Origin of the sequence: Endozoicomonas atrinae, from assembly GCF_001647025.1 — a bacterium.
GTDB lineage: Bacteria > Pseudomonadota > Gammaproteobacteria > Pseudomonadales > Endozoicomonadaceae > Endozoicomonas > Endozoicomonas atrinae.
On sequence record NZ_LUKQ02000012.1, the window covers coordinates 1 to 25,045 of the forward strand.

Sequence of the window (25,045 nt, forward strand, 5' to 3'; positions counted from 1 at the left end):
GAAAATCAACATCATTAAAACCTTCGGGTAGCTGTGGTCGACGAGACATCTGTTCTAGATAATGCATGGTAATGATGCCTAAGCATAGTTGGCGGCAGCTTAAGGATTTAGAAAATGCGATTGGTATTACTAGGCGACAACAAATCTTCCAAGCCATCTTTGCTCTCAGAATCCAATTCAAGATCTCTCAAATTCCCATAACTCTGGAGAGGGATATGCCCGATGGGAGGACGAGGCGACAAAGTTTCAGAGTCCTCGAGATCAGCATGAGTCACTTCCACTACATCACGCTTAAAGGATATATCACTCTCAAAGGAGGCCCTTCGTCTATCAGTCAGAAGAGAGGTATGCCTGGTGAGAGGACGACGAGGCATGCTCTCATCTTCAACACTATCTTCTATGTCCGATAGCGGTAAACTTGGAACCACTCGAGCAGGAGTCGCTCTATATACATCCATACCAGCTCTGCTGTCAGCAGGGTAAGTTTTTCCAAGGACATCAGTTTGAACAAGCGGACTTGCATCAACTTCAATGTCCTCGAGATCAGGGGTAGTCACTTCCAAACCACTACTACTTCCTTCACGAGACAGTGGAGCTACACTGTCAGCTTGACGAGAGATGTTGCTGGCGCGAAAACGCAACTGACTCTCATCCGCAATCCTGTCTTCTCTTAAGTATGAACCCACACGATCACGAACAGTCGTATGCATTGTACTTAACTGATCAGAAACAACTGGCCGTTGATCACCTTCTAAGTCACCGGCCTCACTGATTTCTTCCAATAGATCCAACCGTTGTCTCAGGGACTCCATCCTCAAGCCCCTTAACTCGGCTTGAACCCTGCTGCTGTGCAATTCAGCATCAACATCAATCGGGCCATTATTCATTCCCGGATGAGCAGAGCGATGCTGCACAGGTAAACCCTCAGACCTATGACCAGTTCCTGACTCTCTCATTCTCAATGTAAAATGCATTTTTGGACGAGCAGGAAGACTATCAGTTGCAACAGGAAGACTATCAGTTACAACAGGCAGACCACCAGGTCCGGCAGGCTGAATCTCAGATTCAGATCTCGTACGAGCTATCTGCGCCAATCGCTGCTCAAACCGCGCCATTCGTTCCTCAAACCGCACACGTTCTTCTTCGAGCTTATCCTGCACAGTTTTGCTGCGCTCGTAAAGCCACAATTCTTGCAACCTGTCAGCCTCTTCTTTAAGTTCAGCAACCTCTGCTTCAAGGTCAGCAACCTCTGCTGCAAGGTCAGAAGCATTGTACATATGATGATAAGCGACGTCCTGGAAAGCCTTCAGATCTCCTTTAAGCTGGCCAATTTTAGCAATGTTTGAGTGCACTACACCTCGAAGCGAGTCAATTTTTTCTTGCTGAGCTTCAATTTCAAGTTGCTGCTTGCGAATACATCCGACTTTCGACTTAATATCTTTGTCATCATTAGCGGCATTACGAACCAGGGCATCAATTTGACTTTCTGCTTCGTTACGAAGGTTCGCTTTCTCAAGCTCTGCTTTCTTGGCTGCATCCTTGGCTGCAGCTTCTGCAGCAGTAAGCTTATTCTGCAGCGCTTCAAATTGCGCTTGGGTTGGAACTTTCTTTTCAACCGATTCTACTTTCTTTGCGTCTCTGGAAAGGAGACTCTTGATTTTTTGGCCGCCATCATAAACGAGACCACCCAAGAGAGTCCCTGGTGAGGTTAGAATCGCAACAGTCCATCCAAAGAAACCACCAATCTTACTGGCGATCTTACCCTCGCCAAATAAGCCGGAAACTCCATCTTTAACTTTGTTGAATAGTTTCACGTGAGTCCATTGACTTTCAGGTGTTCCTGATGCTGTCATTCCACTTGTTGGTGCAGTCATTTTAACTTCCTCTATTTTTTGTTTGAGTATTTATTCAGTTGATACTGATGTCTTAGAGAGGAAAGTTGTGAGTTGGTTCAATGGTCAAATATCTTTTTTAGAAATTAAATTTTTTATAGATATTCATAAAATGAATAAAAAAGGACTGAACAGGGTGATCACCGACAGTCACTTAGAGATATTAGCAGGCGCTCTGAAAACCAGGAGCCTGTCGGACTAGCCGACCGTTGCGAGAAAAAGGCCGGTTTGAGCCAGTTTTTATGCTGATTTGAGGCGAATAGTGATTCTATTTAACGAGAAGCAGCATAAAAACCGGCTTTTTCACACAACGAAATGGATGCAGGAGCTAGGGGGTGTTACCAACTGGCCATTCAACCGTTGGTAACACCCCCTAGTACCCATAGGGCATAAAAGCAGTACAGGAGCAGTTGCCGTATGAGACAGTCTATTCCTGGTCAGCCCAGAAAGCCTGAATAGCGGCAATTCCCTGGGCTCCCAGCTGCCGGGCAAGAATCGCATCCCCCTGACCCATCCCTCCAAGCCAGAACACAGGGACTTTTGCCACTGTGGTCAACATTTCAGCCCGGGCCAGTCCCAGGGGGCTGACCTCAGGGTGCGAAGCTGTTCGCTTGACGGGTGACAGGGTCATAAAGTCCACCATCATCGCCTCGGCTGCCTTTATCTGCTCCTTATCATGACACGAAGCTACCAGTAACTGATTGATATGCCGTTTCTCTGGTTTAACCGGCAACCCCAGCTGGCGGGATGTCAAATGAAGCCCGTGACACCATGGCTTGGATAAAAGGGAAAATTCCCCTTTGATGATCAGCGTTCCACCTGCAGCCTGAACGAAACATGACAGTTCTTGTGCCAATCGGAGGTATTCACTTTCCTCAAGCCAATGAGCCCGAAATTGAATCAGGCGAATACCGTTATCCAATGCGGCTGAAACTCTATTGAAGAGTGTTTCTTTTTCCTCAAAATGACCGGTAACCATATAACGATCAGGGAGTTGCAGCGCCCGGAGAATGACCTTATTGGCTTCAGGAAATTCATAATCATTAAGGCAATCTTTTTCAACCCACTGAATCAACTGACCTTCATTGCCTTTTGGCTCGCCCTGAATACCACTGACAACCCAGGTATCAAGCAAGACAGATTTGTCAGGGTAGTCATGGCGAATTTTGATCAGCGGGGAAAATTCTGATACTTCAATATCCAGCTCTTCACGGAGTTCCCGGTTCAGGGCGAGCTGGATATCCTCCCCTGCCTCGACTTTCCCACCGGGAAACTCCCATAAACCGCCCATGTGTTTATCTTCAGGACGCCTGGCCAGCAAAACCCGGCCATCATCCCCAAGAATCACTGCAACCGCCACATGAACGACTTTTCTTTTTTCAACCATAACTTCTTCGATACCAGCTTCGTCAATTATTTCAGGTTCGATACTCGGCGTTGATCTTTACATATTCATGAGACAAATCGGTAGTCCAGATCTCTTCAGTGCAACTGCCTGCTCCCAGGGAGATTCTTATGAGGATTTCTTCCTGATTCATCACTTTCTGCCCAGCCTCTTCTGTATACCCCACTGCGGGCTGCCCACAGTCAACAATGACAGTATCACCCAGCCAGATGGATACACGATCAATCACAAGCTCAGGGATATCAGCCCGGCCAACTGCCGCCAGAATTCGTCCCCAGTTGGGGTCACTGGCAAACAGGGCCGTTTTCACCAGTGGTGAATGGGCTACGGTATAAGCTACTTCCAACGCGTCCTGGTGAGAGGCTGCCTGCTCTACTTTCACGGTGACAAACTTGGTTGCCCCCTCACCATCTCTGACAATTGCCTGAGCAAGCTCAACAGACACCTCTCGAAGGTTGCGAATCAGTTGCTCTGCCAATACTGAATCACGGGAAGTAATCGCATCATTGCCTGCAGCCCCAGTGGCAACCACCATAAAGCTGTCATTGGTCGATGTGTCACCGTCAATAGTAATTCGATTAAATGATTGATTGGTTATGTCAAGCAGCAGGTCTTGCAAAAACGATTGTTCAACAGATGCATCCGTTGCGATATAAGCCAGCATCGTCCCCATATTGGGTTTAATCATTCCGGCCCCTTTACTGATGCCAGAGACCGTATAGGTTTTACCCTCATGCTCAAACTGTCGACTACTGCCCTTAGGGCGGGAATCGGTTGTCATGATGCCTTCAGCAGCATGAAGCCAGTTATCTTCTTTCATGTCAGACAGCGCTGCTGGTATCGCATCACAGAGAGTGTTGACCGGAAGCTGTTCACCAATCACGCCAGTTGAAAAAGGCAAGACCTGCGACTCACCAACACCAGACAACTTCGCCAGCTCGGATGACGTCTGTCTGGCTGCCGTCATTCCCTGCTCACCGGTTCCCGCGTTGGCATTGCCGGTGTTAATCAGAAAGTAGCGGGGATCATCGAGTAAACGCTCACGACTTAAATGGACCGGCGCCGCACAGAAGCGATTAAGGGTAAAAACACCTGCCACTGAGCTTCCCTGATCCCAGTTCATTACCACAAGATCCCGGCGGCCGGGTTTTCTGATACCCGCCATTGTGGTTCCCAGCCGGAAGCCCTTAACTGGTTTCACTGCAGCCCATTCCCCAGAACCCGTTGCCATGATTGACTCCATTGGTGATGTTGTTGCTTATTCTTGACTGTAACGCGGTGATGATTTTGTGTTTTTCCCGTTTTCAGCAGGTTCTGTTGACATAAGGTTCCTTTCTCAGCTCAAGCCAGAATGTTTATATCAACAGAACCTGAGATGGATGCACAAATAAAAACGGGCCAGCCTGTTAAGGCTGACCCGCAGTTTAAGTTACCTGCTGTGATCAGGCAATTTTACCATGACACTGCTTGTACTTCTTACCAGAGCCACATGGACATGGATCATTCCGCCCCACTTTACGCCCTTCCCGAACGAATGGCTGATGAGCTTCAGGTTCTTCCTGCTCCGTTGCCTCAGCTTCTACACCCTGGGCCTGAGCATGCTCAAACTGCATTCTGCGAGCCATCTCTTCACGACGCTGACGCTCCATCTCAGCAGTCCGGTCGTCTTCCTGCACCTGCACATGGGAAATAATACGAACTGTGTCATATTTAATATCCTCAAGCATCTGCTGGAACAGCTCGAACGCCTCACGCTTGTATTCCTGCTTGGGGTTCTTCTGAGCATAACCACGAAGATGAATCCCCTGCCTCAGGTGATCCATGGTGGCCAGATGCTCTTTCCACTTGTCATCCAGAATCCGCAGCAGAATATGCTTTTCAAAGTTCCGCAGAACTTCTGCACCGGCCAACTCTTCCTTCTTACGGTAAGAGTCGATAACCCCCTGCAGAATGCGCTCACGAAGCGCTTCTTCATCCAGGCGGTCATCTTCATCCAGCCACTGCTGGACTGGCATACGCTCATTCAGCTCGCTGCCCAGCTTCTCTTCCAGACCTTTAACATCCCACTGCTCCTCAAGACTCTGAGGCGGAATGTGCTGACTGATCAAGCCACTCACTACATCTTCACGCAGCGCTTCAATGCTTGATGAAACATCATCCGCACTAAGCAGCTCATCGCGTTGATTGTAAATAACCTTACGCTGGTCATTGGCAACATCATCGTATTCCAGCAGCTGCTTACGAATATCAAAGTTGCGGCCTTCTACTTTCCTCTGGGCTTTTTCGATGGCATTGGTCACCATGCGGTGCTCAATGGCCTCACCTTTTTCCATGCCCAGCGCTTTCATGAAGTTTTTCACGCGCTCAGAGGCAAAAATCCGCATCAGACTGTCTTCCAGAGACAGGTAGAAACGGGAAGAACCCGGGTCACCCTGACGGCCGGAACGGCCTCTCAGCTGGTTATCAATGCGTCGAGACTCGTGACGCTCGGTACCAATAATATGAAGGCCGCCCGCCTCCAGCACAGCCATATGCCGTTTCTGCCAGTCCGCCTTGATCTGATCGATTTGCTCCTGAGATGGGTTATCCAGTTCAGCAACTTCCGCCTTCCAGTTACCGCCCAGCATGATATCGGTACCACGACCCGCCATATTAGTGGCGATGGTTACCGCACAGGGACGACCGGCCTGTGCGATGATATCCGCTTCTTTTTCGTGGAATTTGGCGTTAAGTACCTGATGAGGAATGCCTGCCTTATCCAGAGCTTTGGACAGATGCTCGGAAGAGTCGATAGAAGCCGTACCTACCAGAATCGGACGCTCGGCTTTTACTGTTTCTTTGATATCCTCGATAATTGCGTCGTATTTTTCCGCAATCGTCAGATAGACGAGGTCATTACCGTCCTGACGAACCATCTCTTTGTGCGTAGGAATAACGATAACGTCCAGACCGTAAATCTGGCGAAACTCGAACGCTTCCGTATCGGCAGTACCGGTCATGCCGGACAGCTTGTCATAATTACGGAAGTAGTTCTGGAATGTAGTGGAAGCCAGCGTCTGGCTTTCTGCCTGAATGCGAAGCCCTTCTTTCGCTTCAATAGCCTGATGAAGACCCTCTGAGAGGCGGCGACCCGGCATGGTACGGCCAGTGTGCTCATCTACCAGCAGGACTTCATTATTCTGAACAATGTATTCGATATTCCGGTTAAACAGAACATGAGCTTTCAGGGCTGAATTCACATGATGCAGCAGGTTCAGATTGTTGGAAGCGTATAGGCTTTCACCATCTGGCAACAAACCCTCTTGTTGCAGCAGTTCTTCGATAAACTGATGACCCAGTTCATTCAGCTCAACCTGACGGGTTTTCTCATCAACAGAGTAATGACCGGTAAGCTCAAACGTATTGGGATCCTGATCTTCAGGAATTGGCTCCTGTCGCTGCAGCTTTGGAACCAGTTGGTTCATCTTTTTGTAAAGTTCAGATAAATCTTCAGCCGGGCCAGAAATAATCAGAGGCGTTCTGGCCTCATCAATCAGAATCGAGTCTACTTCATCCACAATTGAGAAGAAAAGATCACGCTGGTAACGGTCCTCTTTCCTGAAGGCCATATTGTCACGGAGGTAATCGAAGCCAAATTCGTTATTGGTACCGTAAGTGATATCAGCCTGATAGGCCTGACGTTTCTCTTCAGGGTCCTGCTGCGGAACAACGATGCCAACACTCATCCCGAGGAATTCATAGAGTGGACGCATCCAGTTCGCATCACGACGAGCCAGATAGTCATTCACAGTAACAACATGAACACCCTTGCCAGGAATAGCATTCAGATAAGCAGGCAGTGTTGCCACCAGGGTCTTACCTTCACCGGTACGCATCTCGGCAATGCGCCCTTCATGCAGGGTCATACCACCAATAAGCTGGACATCAAAATGACGCATGCCCATCACACGCTTGCCTGCCTCACGAACAACAGCAAACGCCTCAGGCAACAGGTCATCAAGCGTTTCGCCTTTATTGAAGCGCTCGCGAAACTCTCCTGTTTTAGCCTTCAGCTCATCATCGCTCAGAGCAGCCAGGCTTTCTTCCAGAGCATTGATTGATTTGACAATCTTGCCCATCCGTTTCAGCTGGCGGTCATTCCGGCTACCAATAACTTTCTTAATTAAAGAAGCAAACATAAGTTGTTAACAGTCTCACACTCTGTTTCCGGAGCTGTCCTCCTACCAACAAATCCGGGCTGGAGCAGACAAGCGCACAATAGTCCAACATTCTATGACAATCACGGCAAAGTCTCATCTATATTAGCCGTATTTCTATACTGTCAATTGAGCTGAGTCGAAAAAGCAAAAAAACAGTCCAGATGGATAGTAAATCAGGAAAAGGGCGATCCCCAACTTGGCTCTTCATCAGCAGATGCATATCATCTCACCTCTACATTGGGCCGCCGAGAGAAAATTCAAGAGGGAAGGAGAAAAACGGCGACACCTTACTGTTGGAGTGAACAATAAACGTATGCGCTAATAAGCAACCTTTCGTTGCCAAGGCTATCGAAATCATTACAACACTTAATTCGAAAGTCTCAATGATGCGTCAATTGCAAGCCTCAGTTTGACATCCTCTGGTGCGGCAATATCGTGCTCACCTACTGAGTTATATCCTCCAACAGCTCCAGCTTCATCATCATGAGAAGAGTTTGACTCTATAACCATGTGCGCTTCAGAAGCCTTATTCACAGCAACCACTGCAGTCTTTGAACAAGGCCAGTCTGGCCTGACAACTATTTTTATCATCAGGTTTTGCACGCTTAAATCCTGCAGAGTTTGATGTTGTATTGCTTTAAGGACCTGCCTCACATCGTCAGGCACTTGATCACTAGCTATAAGCATCATGTACATTTCAGGGTCAGTCTCGGCCAGCCTCGAGTAGCCTGCCAAGCACTTGCCTGACTCAAGAATTCGAACCTCAAAGTCATATGCACCAGAACACTGAATAACTCCGGCTCGAACTTCATCATTGGCATACTCTAACAGCAATTTTCTTGATAGTGGTTTTTTAGTCTTTGAATCGATCCAGTCACGTACAGCACCCGGATCACCAAGATCAGGTAATTTTTCAACATTCCGGCTGAGTGATGATTTAATTAGTGATGGGATTTTTATTAATTTACTCAACAGCCCCTGATCACCTCCAGACTTGCAACTTTTTTTTCCACTCCCAAATTCAGCCCCTTCCGCCCTGTTAATATAATTTCCTTTTAGAGGCTGCTTTCTAACCCTCCCTTCTTCAGGGGCAACATCAAAACCTTTATCCTCAATACGGCAGGACTGCTGTTGACTCGAAAAAGATACTCTTTCCATAATTATACCAATTTCACCTTCTAAACATAAACTGCGCAGCCATTTTGCACAGCTGGCTCTTCGTTGGAACTCCTCGCAATAGCCCCGCTATTACTCGTCATTCCGCCTTGCCCAGCCGTCCAAAATGGCTTGCTCGATATCATATTTAGAAGGCGGAATTGGTATTACAACCCCAGGACAGCTACTCAAAACTCACGATTCATGCAAGCACATTGAATAAATAGATCAAAGATACCGGCTCAACAAATACCGCAAGATGTTTCGCTATAAAAAAGAGCTGTCCCTGTGAATCACAGAGAAAAACGGTTAAGAAGAAAAGGTGTTCAAGCAGGTATAATTCTGTAGCGATAGAACTATATGAAATAGAGAATAACTAAAGCGATAAACTCAAAGGCAATAAGCCAGTAATTACTTACTGGCTCTATAAATATATCTCGAGGGATCCTGGGGCTTACCGTTTTTCAAGACCTCAAAATGTACATGAGGACCAGTTGATCGCCCTGAGCTTCCCATTTTGGCAATGGCCTGCCCTCTGGTGACAATATCACCGACCTTGACCATGCTTTCATCATTATGGGCATAACGTGTCAGATAGCCATTTCCATGGTTAACCTCGACCAGAAGCCCAAAGCCTGAGCGGGTGCCTGACCAGACAACAACACCGGCAGCCACTGAAATAATGTCTGAGCCGCGCTTACCCGCAAAGTCCACACCATTATGCCAGGCTGCCTTACCTGTAAACGGGTCTGTACGACGACCATAACGGGAAGATAGCCAGCCTTTTCTGACAGGCAAGCCGGCCAGAAATGAGTCGTCATGAAGAGTTCTGCTGGAAATAAGATTATCCAGAAGATCCAGCTGCTCCTCACGGTTATCCATCTGATCAGCCAATTGATCAATAGCATCAATCAGGCTCACCTTGCTATAAGCAGCTTCTGCGTCAGCAAACTCCTGAGGGCCACCCAGAGCCGGAGCTTCACTGAAGTCAAACTCACCATCATCCAGCTTTGCCTTGTTAGTGAGACGCTCTCCAAGGGCATCAAGTCGGGTCATACGCCCCTGAAGTTCAGAAAGCCTTAACATCACAGCGTCCAGCTGGTTTTGCGCCTGCTGACGAACAAGACCAAGATCCTGCTGCTGTGTATCCAGAACCTGTTTCCAGTTTTTTACACCTTCACTGGTTAACATATGCTCCTGATTACTGGTCAACCAGACATACATTGCACCACCACCAATGGCCATGGATAGCAAAAAGGCACAGCAAAACAAAACCCCAACCCACTTTCCACTTCCGGAATAAGTTCGGGTTCGAGAATGATCCTGATTAACAACAATAATTTTCATTAGCAGCCCTTAATGCCAAAACAGCAGCACATCTCCACTATTATATTTTAGGAGTTTTCATAATACAGAACCAGAGGATGGATTTCCCAACGTCTTAAGTTACTCTCATCTACGCCCCACCCTGCAGCAAAGAGCCCCCTGATACTGATTTTATCGTTGCAAAACAGTATTTTTTAATACCGTCTATGCTGTTCAGCTCAATGTCAAAAAAACAGCACTAATGAACAAAAATATGCACCCAGCAGAAAACAGTTATAAATAAAGGTTTATTACTGACACCCACATAGAAAAAAGGCCACTTCAAATGTGGCCTAATTCAAGACTAAAAATTGCCAGCCTCGCAAAAATTACGTATCAGATCAGCATTAACTCAACAAGTAGCCATTAGGCAGTTACCGCAACAGGCTTCTGATAAGAAATCGGGGAAACCTCAGCGTTCTCGAAAGTCACTATCTCCCATAATTTCTCATTAGCAAGCAACGTTCTAACCAGTTTGTTGTTGAGCTCATGGCCGGATTTATGGCCAACAAACTGGCCAATCAGGCTATGCCCCAGCAAATAAAGGTCGCCGATGGCATCCAGCATTTTATGCTTAACAAACTCATCATGATAGCGGAGACCATCTTCATTGAGAATTCGGTAGTCATCGACAACAACCACATTATCCACACTGCCACCCAGAGCCAGATTCTGGGAACGAAGGTACTCAACATCTCGCATAAAACCGAAAGTACGAGCTCTGCTGACTTCCTTCACAAAAGAGGTACTGGAGAAGTCAATCGACGCTGTTTGAGAACGACTTTTGAAAACAGGATGATCAAAATCAATGGTGAAACTTACTTTAAAACCATCGTATGGTTTGAAGGTGGCCGTTTTATCCCCATCAGTTACCGTCACATCTTCTTTGATGCGAATGAACTTCTTAGGCGCGTTCTGCTCCTGAATACCTGCGGACTGTAACAGGAATACAAATGGACCAGCGCTGCCATCCATAATGGGTACTTCGTGAGCACTGACTTCAACGTAGGCATTATCAATACCCAGTCCAGCCAGAGCAGAGAGAAGGTGCTCAACGGTGTCAATTCGGATGCCGTCTTTATGCAAAGACGTGCAAAGCGTCGTCTGCCCGACATTCAGGGCATGCGCTGGAATTTCAACGACGGGATCAAGATCTGTTCTACAGAAAATGATGCCGGTATCTACGGGAGCAGGCTTAAGTGTAAGGTAAACCTTTTCACCAGAGTGAAGGCCCACACCCGTAGCACGAATAATATTTTTCAGTGTACGCTGTCTGATCATGATAACGCTGTTCCGCGACCTGTAAGGTCCCTATTATTTGGATGCAACGTCACATTGTAACAAAAGTAACAATTGAGACAAGTTCGCATTTATACGCCCTGATTAATCCGCCTGACGCCTCAGGAATGCAGGTATATCGAGGTAGTCGACACTATCGCCAGTAGCCACAGCTGCCCGCTTACCTTCTTCCCGCTGTCCCACGTCCTGTTCCTCCTTCTTTTTATCACGCAAAAGTGGAGAAATGTCCAGCCTGCCATAGTCAGGTGTGCCGTCTTTGTTTTTTGGCGGTGCTTTTTCAACCACCTTCAACTGTTCCTTGGAGAATCCACCAGCACCAATACCGGTTGCAACTACAGTAACACGCAGTTCATCCGTTAATTCTGAGTCAATTACAGTACCAATAACTACAGTTGCATCATTAGAAGCAAACTGACTTACAACATCGCCAACCTGATTATACTCACCAACCGTAAAGTCAAGACCAGCAGTGATGTTAACCAGAACACCCTTAGCGCCCTGAAGATCCACATCTTCCAGCAGTGGGCTGCGGATAGCTTTTTCAGCAGCTTCTGCCGCACGACCACTACCAGTTGCAACCCCGGTACCCATCATCGCCATACCCATTTCCGACATCACAGTACGGACATCGGCAAAGTCAACATTAATGAGACCATCACGGGTAATCAGTTCAGAAATACCCTGCACCGCGCCCAGCAGAACATCATTAGCTGCACCAAAAGCATTCAGCAGGCTGACATCACTACCAAGTACTGGTAATAACTTTTCATTGGGAATAGTTATCAGAGAATCCACATGCTCTTGAAGCTCCTTGAGACCTTCTTCAGCAATGGACATTCTGCGCTTGCCTTCAAAGCCGAATGGCTTCGTGACCACGGCTACGGTCAAAGCTCCTAGCTCACGGGCAACCTGGGCAACAACCGGAGCTGCACCGGTCCCTGTACCACCACCCATGCCCGCGGCAATAAAGACCATATCCGCACCTTTGAGGAGCTCCGCAATACGCTCCCGGTCTTCCATAGCCGCCTCACGACCAACATTCGGGTTAGCGCCAGCACCAAGCCCTCGCGTGATAGAGGCGCCCAACTGCAGGTGCGTATGGGCCTGCATGTGCTGTTTTTTCAGCGCCTGGGCATCGGTATTTGCACAGACAAACTCAACACCTTCCAGCTGACTTTTCAGCATGTGACAAACGGCATTACCGCCACCGCCACCGACACCGATAACTTTTATGACCGCTTCCTGCGGTACGTTATCCACCAATTCAAACATGGCCATCTCCTTTTTATCACCCTTAATCTAACAAATTCTTACCAATACCGTTACCGAAAACCTGCGCCGTCACAAAACAGGTTCTTAAAAGTTCTGAAACCAGCGCTTCATCTTGTCAATCAGGCCAGCATCCTGAGACTTACTGGCGATTGTTTTTTTCAACCCGTCTTTCTGCATTTTCTGGCCGTAGTGCAATAATCCAACACCCGTCGAATAAATAGGATTACTGACGACGTCACTCAACCCTTTCACTAACTGCGGCACACCCAGCCTGACCGGCATATGGAAAATCTCTTCTGCCAGCTCAATGGCACCCTCAATCTTGGAAGTACCACCCGTCAGCACTATTCCTGCAGGTATCAGGTCCTCAAAACCACTCCGCCTGATCTCAGCATTAATTAAAGTAAACAACTCGTCATAACGAGGCTCTACAACCTCTGCCAATGCCTGCCTGGAAAGCTCCCTGGGCGGCCGATCGCCGACACTGGGAACCTTAATGGTTTCATCGGCTCCAGCCAGCTGAGCCAGAGCACAGGCATATTTAATCTTTATGTCCTCTGCATTTTGCGTAGGTGTTCGCAAGGCCATGGCAATGTCATTGGTCACCTGATCTCCCGCAATGGGAATCACTGCCGTATGCCGAATAGCACCATCGGTAAAGATGGCAATGTCTGTAGTGCCACCACCGATGTCCACCATACAAACGCCAAGCTCTTTCTCATCTTCTGAAAGAACCGAATAACTTGAAGCCAGCTGCTCAAGAATAATATCGTCGACTTCCAGGCCGCAGCGACGGATGCAATTCTCAATATTCTGGGCTGCATTTACCGCACAGGTTACCAGGTGAACCTTGGCTTCCAGTCGAACACCGGACATCCCCTGAGGCTCCTTAATGCCCTCCTGGTTATCAATGGCATATTCCTGTGGAAGAATATGCAGAATCCGCTGATCCGCCGGGATCGCAACAGCCTGGGCTGCATCAATAACCCGGTCAATATCCGCACCATTCACTTCACGCTCGCGTATTGCAACAATGCCGTGAGAGTTAAGGCTCTTGATATGATTGCCGGCAATACCTGCATAGACCGAGTGAATCTGACACCCTGCCATCAGCTCAGCTTCTTCAACCGCTCTCTTAATGGCATGGACCGTAGAGTCAATATTAACGACGACACCACGCTTGAGCCCACGGGAAATATGCGAGCCAATGCCGATGACCTCAATATCTCCCTCAGCGTTGAGCTCTCCGACAATAGCCACCACTTTCGAGGTACCTATATCCAACCCAACGATCAATCTTCCATTATCTGCCGCTGTCATGGCATCAATCTTCCCAAACTTCTCTATCCATCATAAATCTGAGCCTGCCTGACTTACTTCGACCTCGCTTTAACAAGAGTCTCACTCCAGGCAACCGAAGCACCGTTCAAATATCGCAAGTCCACACGTTTTACCTGATTCCAGCGAGACTCCAGCTTTGCATGATAAAGCCGGACAAAACGCTGCAGCCTTTCCATTCTTCTGTCACGACCAATATTGACCTCAACATGTCCGATGGTAAAGCGCCATGAGCCACTACTACTGCGCTTCAGCATAGTCAGTTTGAGCCCCATTGGCCTGAGCAGCTGGCTGATCGCCAGATACTGCTGCATCACCTCAACAGCCATCTCATCAGGACCATCCAGAACCGGCATTGCTGAAAAAGCAGCAATATCATCTGGAGCAAACACCTTACCTTCATTACTGATAAGGTGTTTACTGCCCCATCTCGCTACCGGCTGCTGTTCCTCCAGGCTCACCTGGACACTGTCAGGCCAGTGTCGCCGAACCGAGACGCCCTTAATCCAGGGCATCTCCAGAAGGGCCTGTTGCATGTCGTTCAAATCCAAGGCAAAAAAGCGCTCCTGTAAGTGAGGATGCAATACTCTCTCTACCTGCTCCCTGGACAAATACTCAAAGCCTGCATGCACTTCCACTCGTGCTATCGGCTGATTCAACCAGTTCATCAACCATGGGGTCGAGGCCACCAACCCTGCCAGAAGAAAAAGAGAGACCAACACCTGTAGTACTCTTTTCCACGGCAGCGCTTTCTTTCTTCCTCCACTACCTTGCCGAGTATCCCTTCGGGAAGCGCCACGCACTTCCGCCGGTCGACTGGCTGAAACAGAAAAAACTGCTCTATCAGACATCCGCTGTTTTCAATATTTCAATAACCAGCTCATCGAAAGATAACCCCGCATCAGCTGCGGCCATAGGCATCAAACTATGATCTGTCATCCCTGGAATAGTATTAACCTCCAGCAGCCAAAATCGACCCTGCTGATCCTGCATGAAGTCAACACGCCCCCAGCCTGAACACCCCAGAGCCTCAAATGCTGTCAGAGCAACTGCCTGAAGTTCCTGTTCCTTAACCGAAGTCAGGCCACAGGGAATTGAGTATCGGGTATTATCCGACAGATACTTGGCTTCGTAATCATAAAACTCACCTTCTGCCTCAATTTTGATGACAGGAAGCGCCTGCTGATTAAGAATGCCAACAGTAAACTCAGGCCCATCGATAAACGATTCCACCAGAACAGGACCTTTGTGCTCCCCTGCACGCTCGCAGGCAGCTTCAAGGTCTTCTCTTCGGTCTACCCGCGCCACTCCAACACTGGAGCCTTCCATGCTAGGTTTCACAAAAGCAGGCAGCAGAGACTCCGCATGGCCAAGATTATCCACCCCCATTACCAGGGCAAATTCAGGTGTTGGCAGACCAATGGATTGCCACAGCAGTTTGCAACGGTATTTATCCATTGCCAAAGCGGATGCCATCACACCACTACCTGGATATGGAATATCCATGGTTTCCAGCAAACCCTGTATCGTTCCGTCTTCTCCCTTCCCACCATGCAACGCAATAAAAGCATAGTCAGGAGCATACTGCTGGAGCTGCTCAACAACATTTTCGCAGGTATCAATCAGCTGGCACTTCACACCCTGTCGGTTCAACGCCGCATAAATACGCTCACCACTGGTTAAACTCACTTCCCTTTCTGCGGAGTTACCACCAAAAAGTACAGCAACCTTGCCAAAAGCCTTTGGATCAAAGTGATCACAACTCCGGTCGTACTTCATGCACTGTATCCCTTTTCTATTCAATTCGTAGCTTTACTGTTCTGCTGGCAGTGCCAACTCTCCACTGGCAAGCCTGAGAGCCAGTGCGCCAATATCCCCGGCTCCCTGAGCCAACAGCAAGTCACCATCCTGGAGCACATCCGCCAAAACTGACTCAACTTCTTCAGGACGGGCAATAAATATCGGATCAACCAATCCACGCTGCCGGATACTTCGACACAATGAGCGGCTATCCGCACCCGCTATTGGTTCTTCTCCAGCAGGATATACTTCCATTAACAGAAGAACATCAACCCTGGAAAGAACATCGACAAAATCCTCATACAGGTCTCGGGTTCGAGAGAAACGATGAGGCTGGTAAATCATAACCAGCCGCTTACCATCCCAACCATCACGAACCGCTTTAATCGTCGCATCCACTTCAGTTGGGTGGTGACCATAGTCATCAACCAGCATCACTTCACCAGCCTGGGTATTAAACTCTCCCAACACTTGGAAACGCCGACCAACACCATCGAAACGACTCAAGCCCTCTGCAATAACCTGGTCCGGAATGCCTTCATCAGAAGCCGTCGCAAAAGTGGCAAGAGCATTCAGTACGTTATGGCGCCCCGGAATACCCAGTTCAATAGAAACAGGAGCCTCTTCAGCGTTGCTGCGACGAACCAGATCAAACGAGGTTCTCATTCCCTGCTGACAAACATTCACTGCCCGGTAGTCAGCATCTTCACTGAAGCCATAGGTAATCACCTGTCGCTTGATTTCTGGCAACAGTTCTCTAACCACTGGACAGTCGATACACACAATAGCCACACCGTAAAAAGGCAAATTGTGCAAGAAATCGATAAACGTCTTTTTCAGCTTGCCAAAGTCACCGTCGTAGGTAGACATATGGTCAGCATCAATATTGGTGACAATAGAAACCATTGGCTGCAAATGAAGAAAAGAGGCATCAGACTCGTCCGCCTCTGCAACCAGGTAACGGCTCCCGCCTAACTTTGCATTAGTACCAGCCGAGTTGAGCCTTCCACCAATCACAAAGGTTGGATCCATGCCACTGAACCCAAGCACCGAAGCAAGCAGACTGGTCGTCGTGGTCTTGCCATGAGTACCAGCCACCGCAATACCGTGTCGGTAACGCATTAACTCGGCCAACATCTGGGCTCGGGGAACAATGGGCAGCCGACGACTCTCTGCCTCAGCCACTTCAGGGTTATTTCCGGCAACAGCCGTTGAGGTAACAATAACATCTGCATTGGTAACATTTTCAGCACGATGACCAATAAATACCTCGATACCCAACCCCTCAAGACGCTCAGTGACGGATGATGCACGTATATCCGAGCCAGAGATTTCATAACCCTGATTCAAAAGCACCTCGGCAATGCCGCACATGCCAGAACCACCAATACCCACAAAATGGATTTTGCGGATTCGCCTCATCTCTGGTACAGCCACAACGGGAATTCGACTCTTTAAATCAGGCATAAGAGACCTCCTGGCCAGCCGCTTCGAGACAGTGCCTAACCACGTCACTTGTCGCCTGTGGTAAGCCTGCTGTTTTTGCTGATGAGGCCATTCGTTCAAGCTGGTCAGGATTGTCTGCCAGCTCCAGAATCATTTTTGTCAAACCGTCCACGTCCAAATCTTTTTGCTGAACCATCAGGGCTGCGCCTCTGTCCACAAGGTAATGCCCATTAACTGTCTGATGATCATCCACTGCAAAGGGGAAAGGCACCAGAATTCCAGGTTTTCCTGCCGCTGCCAGTTCTGCGATGGTTAATGCACCGGAACGGCAGAGTACCAGATCCGCCCACTCATAAGCCTGAGCCATATCATCAATAAACGGCTCTACTCGACCAGCAACCGCATTCTGCTCGTAATCTGCACGGCACTGCTCAAAGGTTCCCTTACCTGTCTGATGCCAGACTTCAATCTGGTCACCACAGTTTTTCAGAACCCGGGGAATCATCTGGTTAATTGCCATGGCTCCCCGGCTCCCGCCCACTACCAGTAGCCGTAAGGGAGAGTGAGGTGCATTACCAGAAACTGCTGCAATCTCCGGACGTACCGGATTCCCTGTCAGCATAACTTTCCTGGCGATGTCTGAAGAAAGCCCCTCAAAGGTTCCCGGAAACGCTTCGAGCACACGGGTAGCAATCCTGGCCAGCAACTTATTGGTCAGACCGGCAACCGCATTCTGTTCATGAACCACCAATGGAACACCAAGCAATCTGGCAGCCACACCACCCGGCCCCGTTACATAACCACCCATGCCAACAACACAAACCGGCTTGTGTTCTCTGAGAACTCGAACCGCTTTTAATAATGAAACAGCCAGACGCCAAGGGGCTTTCAACAGAAAGCTCAACCCTTTTCCCCGCAGGCCAGTGACCGGAATGAAGCTGATATCAATGCCGTGTCTGGGCACAAGCTCAGCTTCCATACTTCCGGGAGTACCCAGCCAATGAACACGGTAACCCTGTTTAATCAGCCCCTTGGCTGTAGCAAGTCCCGGAAAAATATGTCCACCGGTACCGCCCGCCATAATAATCACCAGAGGTGCCTGCTCAGCCATAAGTATTACCTCCAGCTGCTTCAATCGCCTTTCGCTCTTTAGCCTTGCGTCCCGCAACAGGCTTAGCCTCTATGGCTTTAGTCAGACGACGTTCAAAATCAATTCGCAACAAAATACCAAATGCCAGACAGTTAACAATTAAACTGCTGCCTCCATAGCTGATCATGGGTAAAGCCAGCCCTTTAGTAGGCAACAGCCCGGTGTTTACACCAATGTTAATCAATGCCTGACTGGCAAAAAGCAACGCAATACCATAAGCAACAAAACCATGAAATAACATGCCCTTGGATTCTGCTCTTGAGCCCAGCTGCAGTGACCGCCAGGCCACAAACAGAAACAGCCCAAGCAGCAGCAGCGATCCAATCACGCCAAATTCTTCAGCTAAAACGGCAAACACAAAATCCGTGTGTGCCTCTGGCAGGTAAAACAGCTTCTGAATACTATTGCCAAGCCCTTCACCAAACCAGGCACCTCGACCAAAAGCGATCAGGGCCTGAGTTAACTGATAGCCGCTGCCAAAAGCATGAGCCCATGGGTCCATATAGGATGTGATGCGAGCCATGCGATAAGGCTCCATCCAGATCATCAGGGCAATCAGAACAACCACTCCGGCAATCATCACCAGAAACTGGTGGAAGCGTGCCCCCGCCATGAAAATCATCCCCATTACCGCCACGGTGAGCACTACCAGCGCACCAAGATCAGGCTCCGCAAGCAGGAGCAAGGCCAGCCCTGCCATCACCAGCATTGGCTTGATAAAACCGCTCCAGCGAGTACGTACTTCATCAAGATGTCTCACCAGGTATCCCGCCAGATAAATCACCACACAAAGCTTGGCGACCTCTGAGGCCTGCAGGTTAAAGAAGCCAAGAGGAATCCAGCGGACACTGCCATTTATTTCCCGGCCAACAATCAGAACCACCACCAGCAGGAAAAATGCAACCAGCAAGCCAACCCAGCTCATCTGCTGAATCCTGCTGACAGGTACCAGCATCATGACGCCCATGGCAAACAGTCCCACCACCATAAACAGCAACTGCTTAAAGACGACCCTCAGTGGATCGCCAAAGGTCGCACTGGAAACATCCATGGAGGCTGACCCCACCATAACCAGACCAATGGCCAGCAGAGCAAGCACAGCTCCGAACAGGACCATGTCAACACTCATGGATATTGACGCCTCCTGTTCTAAAGACTCTTTCTCTCGGAGAAAGCTGTGTCTAACCCGTTTCAGCATAAAATCAAACCATTGACCAGCTCTGCAAATCGATCACCTCGATGCTCAAAGCTGTTGAACATATCAAAACTGGCACATGCCGGCGCCAACAGCACCGCATCCCCTTGTTCGGCCAACTCCGCCGCAAGACCCACCGCATCATCGAGACTGGCCGACTTATGAATGTCCGCACTATCTATCACTGCCTGCTCAATGGCGGGCCCATCACGTCCAATCAAAATCAGGTGACTGACGTACCGCTCAACCGCTGGCTTCAAGTCTGAAAAATCTGCCCCTTTACCATCACCTCCCGCAATCAGAATGACGTTGCCTTCAAGCCCTTCACCCAGACCTTCTATAGCCGCAACGGAAGCACCGACATTGGTCGCTTTTGAGTCGTTAAACCAGGCAACCCCATCAAGCTCACCAAGCCACTGACAGCGATGCTTCAACCCGGGAAATGCCATGAGCGCTTCAAGCATGGCACTGGAATCAAGACCTACCGCCTCACCCAGAGCCAAAGCAGCAAGGGCGTTCAAATAATTGTGACGCCCTTTGAGTTTCATCTGCCGGGTATTTATCTGCTTTTCCAGCCCTTTACTCAACCAGACGCCATCATCGTCAGACAGGAGCCCCATCTGCCCAAGATCCGGAGACCCGCTCGTAAACGTCACAGCTCCGGCTGTCACTGGCAGCAAAGGGGAAGTCAGAGGGTCATCCCTGTTAAATACAGCTGTGCCGCATCCTTTGTAAATACGCTGTTTGGCCTGGTGGTATTCAACCAGTGTCGGGTAACGATCCATATGGTCCGGACTTATATTCAGAACCGTCGCTGCCGTTGCACGAAGGCTATGCGTCGTTTCCAGCTGGAAACTGGAAAGCTCCAGAACGTAAACATCAATACTGTCATCATTCAGTAAATCAAGTGCTGGCGTTCCGATATTGCCTCCTACACCTGGATTAAGCCCTGAATATCTGACCATTTCACCAACCAGGGTGGTCACTGTACTTTTGCCATTGGAGCCGGTAATTGCGACGAGAGGCTTCTTTGGCGAGCACGTATTGACCGCTCGACAAAACAGCTCAATATCACCAATGGCAGTAGCGCCATTTTCAATCGCTCTGGCAATCGCTGGTTCAGACAGAGCAATGCCCGGACTAACCACCAACTCATCAGCAGCCATTAGCCACTGTTCATTGAAACCACCTGTATGAAGAGGGGTGTCAGGAAATAGCTGATGACACTCAGCCTCACCCGGTGGATTTTCCCGTGTATCAATAATTTTGAAAGGTAAACCCTGGCTATGAAGATAGTGGGCACAGGATAGCCCGGTCTTACCAAGGCCGATAACCACCCGATTACAGCTTGAGCCAATCAGTCCTGATGGCTCGTTATCTGCTGACTCCTGAGCAGCTGTTTTCCTGGCAAGAGTGCTGCCTGTCACCATCCCGTTACCCATTAAACCCGTTAGCGAATTTTCAAAGATGCCAGCCCAATCAGAACCAGCACAATCGTAATAATCCAGAAGCGCACGATGACCCGAGGCTCAGGCCACCCTTTCAACTCAAAGTGATGATGCAGCGGCGCCATGCGAAATATACGACGACCGGTTAATTTGTAGGAACCAACCTGCAGAATGACAGACACCGTTTCCATGACAAAAACACCACCCATAATAATCAGCACGATTTCCTGGCGAACGATAACTGCGACAACTCCGAGGGCAGCACCCAGCGCAAGAGCGCCCACATCCCCCATAAATACCTGAGCCGGGTACGTGTTAAACCAGAGAAAACCAAGACCTGCTCCAGCGATGGCAGCACAAAATACCACCAGTTCTCCAGCCCCAGGCACGGCAGGAATCAGTAGATACTGGGCAAATGTTGCATGTCCACTCAGATAGGCAAAAACAGCCAGAGCTGAAGCCACCATAACAGTCGGCAAAATAGCAAGACCATCCAACCCGTCCGTCAGGTTGACTGCATTACTCGAACCCACAATGGTCAAATAGGCCAGAACCACAAAAAAAGGCCCAAGCTGCAGCGTTACATTTTTGAAAAATGGGATAATCAGAGTTGTTTCTGTTGCGGATGGAGCAGTAAAAAACAGGAAAAAAGCGGCACCAAGGCCTGCAACCGATTGCCAGAACATTTTCCAGCGTGCCGGCAGGCCACGGGAGTTCTTTTCAACGACTTTGCGGTAGTCATCCACCCAACCAACAGCACCGAAAATACCGGTAACAATCAAGACAACCCAGACGTAACGATTGCTCAAGTCTGCCCAGAGCAAAGTACTGATGGCAATACAGATAAGAATCAGGGCACCACCCATGGTCGGGGTGCCAGCTTTACTCAAATGGCTTTGCGGACCATCATCTCGAACAGCCTGACCAATCTGGTAAAAACTCAGTTTCCGAATGAAACGAGGCCCAAGCCACAAGCTCATCGCCAGAGCCGTGAGGACCCCGAAAATACCTCTCAATGTGAGGTACTTGAATACCAGAAATCCATGGTAATACTGGGATAAATAATCTGCCAGCCAGACCAGCATCAGGCATCTCCCTTGTAATCAGACCCGATCAGAGCCTGGATTATATCCAACATCTTCATCCCCTTTGATCCTTTCACCAATACCGACACATCATCACAGAGGCCGTTGTTAAGCCGGGATTCCAACCAGGCAATCAGCTCACTTTTCTCATCAAAATGCAAACCATCACCAAACGATTCTGACGCCAAACGAGCCGAAGGGCCGAAACTCAAAAAATGTTCAATACCCTGTTCTTTGGCATACAGGCCGATATCCCGGTGACGCTCATCAGACACCTCACCCAGATCGAGCATGTCACCAAAAACCATGATGGTCTTACCACCGCAATCCGCAAGCTGCTCCACTGCCGCCAGCGTTGCTTTCGGGTTGGCATTGTATGTTTCATCAATCAAAACCGCACCGGAAGAGTGAACAAATCGCTGCCCCCGCCGCTGATAAGGTCGGGCATTTTCCAGCCCCCGGGCAATAATGTCCAGCGACAACCCAAACGCAGCTGCAACAGCGGCAGCACAACAGGCATTAGCCACCTGGTAGCGTCCCCAGAATGAGAGCTGTACCGACTTCTGCTCGCTCTGCTGACTCTCCCTGCGAATATGCAGCGCAAACCGAGTACCTTCATGATTGGGAGTGATATTACTGGCAAAACAGTTCGCTTCAGAACTCTGAGCACTGAAACTGATAATCCGTCGACCGGGCTTTTGAAGAACTCGTTCACACCATTGACCGTAGAATCGATCATCCATATTAAGGACAGCGGCGCCATTGTCCGGCAGTGCATCCAGAATAAAACCCTTTTCCCAGGCAACCCCGTCTACATTCTTAAGGTCAGCCAGGTGGGTTTCAGCGGCATTAACGATCACTGAGACGTCAGGGCGCCCCATATTAGCAATGTATTCAATTTCGCCGGGAGCACTGGTACCCATCTCAACCACTGCAAACCGATGTGTTTCGTTGATTCTTAACAGCGTTAATGGCGTGCCCAGCGCATTATTGAGATTGCCTTCCGTTGCCAGTGTTGAGCCTGCTTCTGAGAAGATGGCCATCAACATCTCTTTAACCGATGTTTTACCGCAAGAGCCGGTAACTCCAACAAGGCGCCCATCAAAGTTATTGCGATTGGCTGCTCCCAGCAACCCAAGCGCCTTTTCTGAGTTTTCAACAACAATTTGAGGCAGAGTGGCACCACTGACATATCGTTCTGTCAGAGCAGCAAACGCTCCTGCAGCCTGCGCCTGATCCAGATAATCATGCCCATCAAAACGAGGACCTTTGATGGCAATAAATAGATCCCCCGACTGCAACGTTCGGGTGTCAATGCTGACACCAGTTATCGGCAACTCATCATTTTGAAAATCATGCAACTGCCCGTCAACAATCTCGGCAACAACGGAAAGGGGCATCGATTTAATCATGCCTGAACCCCCTCTTTAACATTCTGGGAGAGAACGTTTCTACATTGAGACTGCAATACCAACTGTACCTGCTCTGCATCATCGAAGTGGTGTCGAACACCATGAATTTCCTGATAATTTTCATGTCCCTTGCCCGCAATCACGATAATATCGCCGGCACTGGCGGAAGCAATTGTGGAACGAATGGCTTCAGATCGGTCAGCAATAACCTGGATACGCCGACGATCATCATTTTCAATACCTTCCAGCGCATCAGCGATGATCTGGAGGGGATCTTCAGTCCTCGGATTATCACTGGTAAGCACTGCCATATCCGCACCATTCAAGGCTGCAGTCGTCATCAAAGGCCGCTTACCCCTGTCCCGGTCACCACCACAGCCATATACACAGACAATATTCCCGACACGTTGTTCGCTATCTTTTGCGGAACGTTTAATTGCACTCTCCAGTTGAGCACAGTGCTCACGCAATGACGAAAGAACACTCTCAATGGCATCAGGCGTATGGGCATAATCCACAAGAACCAAAGGCTGACTACCACCACCAAACTGCTGCATCCTGCCGGGAGGGGCAGAAATCAACGGAATCACTGCCAGAAGGCGGTCAAGTGAATACCCTTGAACACCCAGCGCGGCAATGACCGCCAACAGGTTTTCCAGATTAAAACGTCCCAACAATGAAGTAGCCAACGTCCCAACACCCCAGGGAGTATAAATGGTTGCCCGGAACCCCTGTGGCAACGTTTCAATATCACTGAGATAAACATCTGCCGACGCATCTTCCAGGGACCAGGTAGTTACATTGGCATTCAGAGGGCAGGATGAAAGCATCAATTCTGAAAACTCATCATCCTTACCTATGACGGCGTACCGATAAGTACACTCTGAAAAAAGCCTGGCCTTAGCCGCTGCGTACTTCTCCAGGGAGCCGTGATAGTCCAGATGATCACGACTGATATGAGTAAAAAGCGCCACGTTAAAAGAGACCCCTGACACCCGCCCCTGGTCAAGCCCATGGGATGAAACCTCCATGGCCAGAGCCTGCACTCCATCGGATACCAGTTGCCCCAGGTACTGTTGCAGGGAAACAACATCACTGGTGGTATTTAATGAAGCCTCCATCTGTCCCGGCAACCCGCGACCCACAGTGCCCATCAACGCACAGGTTTTTCCCAACTGCCCGAGAATCTCAGAGATAAACCAGCAACAGGAGGTTTTGCCATTGGTGCCAGTAACGCCAATAATATTCAGCTTTTCAGAAGGCTGCCGATAAAAACGATTAGCAAGAGATCCAATCTTTCCACTCAGACCTGGAACAATAAAAACCGACTCACAATCCGCAGCTGCAGACACATCAAACCCATCGCTATCGTCCACCAGCACCGCCGCAGCACCTTTTTTCAATGCGTCAGCTATGTATTTGCGGCCATCAGACTGAATGCCAGGAATCGCAATAAATAACTCTCCCCCGATAATCTTGCGACTATCGAGGGTCATATGATTCAGCTTCTTGTCTACAGCTACGGCAGGTAACTGCAGTTCGGCAAGCACGCCATTGAGAGTATTCTCTTGCTCAGCTGTCATT

The 25,045-nt window shown here is 49.0% G+C and carries 18 protein-coding genes; all 18 read right to left on the bottom strand.

Annotation, left to right across the window (positions count from 1 at the left end; genetic code table 11):
* Positions 1–107: 107 nt before the first annotated feature.
* Complete coding sequence (locus AK963_RS03030) at positions 108–1,874, bottom strand: hypothetical protein (RefSeq protein WP_066014002.1); 1,767 nt, start codon at positions 1,872–1,874, stop codon at positions 108–110.
* A gap of 445 nt (positions 1,875–2,319) precedes the next feature.
* On the bottom strand, positions 2,320–3,279 hold the full coding sequence (locus AK963_RS03035) for a Nudix family hydrolase (protein ID WP_066014003.1): 960 nt from the start codon (positions 3,277–3,279) through the stop codon (positions 2,320–2,322).
* A gap of 31 nt (positions 3,280–3,310) precedes the next feature.
* Complete coding sequence (gene argJ / locus AK963_RS03040; RefSeq protein WP_066014004.1) at positions 3,311–4,528, bottom strand: bifunctional glutamate N-acetyltransferase/amino-acid acetyltransferase ArgJ; 1,218 nt, start codon at positions 4,526–4,528, stop codon at positions 3,311–3,313.
* Between the two features lie 211 nt (positions 4,529–4,739).
* Positions 4,740–7,475 carry a preprotein translocase subunit SecA gene (secA, locus tag AK963_RS03045; RefSeq protein ID WP_066014005.1) on the bottom strand — a complete coding sequence of 912 codons (2,736 nt, stop codon included), beginning with the start codon at positions 7,473–7,475 and terminating at the stop codon, positions 4,740–4,742.
* A gap of 387 nt (positions 7,476–7,862) precedes the next feature.
* Complete coding sequence (locus AK963_RS03050) at positions 7,863–8,654, bottom strand: hypothetical protein (RefSeq protein WP_066014006.1); 792 nt, start codon at positions 8,652–8,654, stop codon at positions 7,863–7,865.
* 408 nt (positions 8,655–9,062) lie between these two features.
* Positions 9,063–9,998: a M23 family metallopeptidase gene (locus tag AK963_RS03055; RefSeq protein ID WP_066014007.1), complete on the bottom strand. Its 936-nt coding sequence runs from the start codon at positions 9,996–9,998 to the stop codon at positions 9,063–9,065.
* 384 nt (positions 9,999–10,382) lie between these two features.
* Positions 10,383–11,297: a UDP-3-O-acyl-N-acetylglucosamine deacetylase gene (gene lpxC / locus AK963_RS03060; RefSeq protein WP_066014008.1), complete on the bottom strand. Its 915-nt coding sequence runs from the start codon at positions 11,295–11,297 to the stop codon at positions 10,383–10,385.
* Positions 11,298–11,399: 102 nt separating this feature from the next.
* Positions 11,400–12,587, bottom strand: a complete 1,188-nt coding sequence (ftsZ, locus tag AK963_RS03065) for a cell division protein FtsZ (RefSeq protein WP_066014009.1) — start codon at positions 12,585–12,587, stop codon at positions 11,400–11,402.
* Positions 12,588–12,671: 84 nt separating this feature from the next.
* Positions 12,672–13,907 carry a cell division protein FtsA gene (ftsA, locus tag AK963_RS03070; protein WP_066014010.1) on the bottom strand — a complete coding sequence of 412 codons (1,236 nt, stop codon included), beginning with the start codon at positions 13,905–13,907 and terminating at the stop codon, positions 12,672–12,674.
* Positions 13,908–13,960: 53 nt separating this feature from the next.
* Positions 13,961–14,776: a cell division protein FtsQ/DivIB gene (locus tag AK963_RS03075; protein ID WP_066014011.1), complete on the bottom strand. Its 816-nt coding sequence runs from the start codon at positions 14,774–14,776 to the stop codon at positions 13,961–13,963.
* Positions 14,769–15,704: a D-alanine--D-alanine ligase gene (locus AK963_RS03080; protein ID WP_066014012.1), complete on the bottom strand. Its 936-nt coding sequence runs from the start codon at positions 15,702–15,704 to the stop codon at positions 14,769–14,771. Before AK963_RS03080 ends, AK963_RS03075 begins: the two co-directional genes overlap by 8 nt.
* A 33-nt stretch (positions 15,705–15,737) precedes the next feature.
* Entirely contained in the window at positions 15,738–17,192 is a 1,455-nt protein-coding gene (murC, locus tag AK963_RS03085) for a UDP-N-acetylmuramate--L-alanine ligase (RefSeq protein WP_066014013.1), read from the bottom strand.
* Positions 17,185–18,282 (bottom strand): undecaprenyldiphospho-muramoylpentapeptide beta-N-acetylglucosaminyltransferase, encoded by a 1,098-nt coding sequence (gene murG, locus AK963_RS03090; protein WP_066014014.1) that lies wholly within the window; start codon positions 18,280–18,282, stop codon positions 17,185–17,187. Before murG ends, murC begins: the two co-directional genes overlap by 8 nt.
* A complete protein-coding gene (ftsW, locus tag AK963_RS03095; RefSeq protein WP_238593628.1) occupies positions 18,275–19,450 on the bottom strand; it encodes a putative lipid II flippase FtsW in 1,176 nt (391 codons plus the stop codon). Before ftsW ends, murG begins: the two co-directional genes overlap by 8 nt.
* 62 nt (positions 19,451–19,512) lie before the next feature.
* The gene (gene murD, locus AK963_RS03100) at positions 19,513–20,958 is read right to left on the bottom strand and encodes a UDP-N-acetylmuramoyl-L-alanine--D-glutamate ligase (protein ID WP_083232420.1); all 1,446 of its coding nucleotides are present in this window, start codon (positions 20,956–20,958) and stop codon (positions 19,513–19,515) included.
* 8 nt (positions 20,959–20,966) lie between these two features.
* The gene (gene mraY / locus AK963_RS03105) at positions 20,967–22,049 is read right to left on the bottom strand and encodes a phospho-N-acetylmuramoyl-pentapeptide-transferase (RefSeq protein WP_066014016.1); all 1,083 of its coding nucleotides are present in this window, start codon (positions 22,047–22,049) and stop codon (positions 20,967–20,969) included.
* Entirely contained in the window at positions 22,049–23,461 is a 1,413-nt protein-coding gene (locus AK963_RS03110; protein WP_066014017.1) for a UDP-N-acetylmuramoyl-tripeptide--D-alanyl-D-alanine ligase, read from the bottom strand. Before AK963_RS03110 ends, mraY begins: the two co-directional genes overlap by 1 nt.
* A complete protein-coding gene (locus AK963_RS03115) occupies positions 23,458–25,044 on the bottom strand; it encodes a UDP-N-acetylmuramoyl-L-alanyl-D-glutamate--2,6-diaminopimelate ligase (protein WP_083232421.1) in 1,587 nt (528 codons plus the stop codon). Before AK963_RS03115 ends, AK963_RS03110 begins: the two co-directional genes overlap by 4 nt.
* Position 25,045 lies beyond the last annotated feature (1 nt).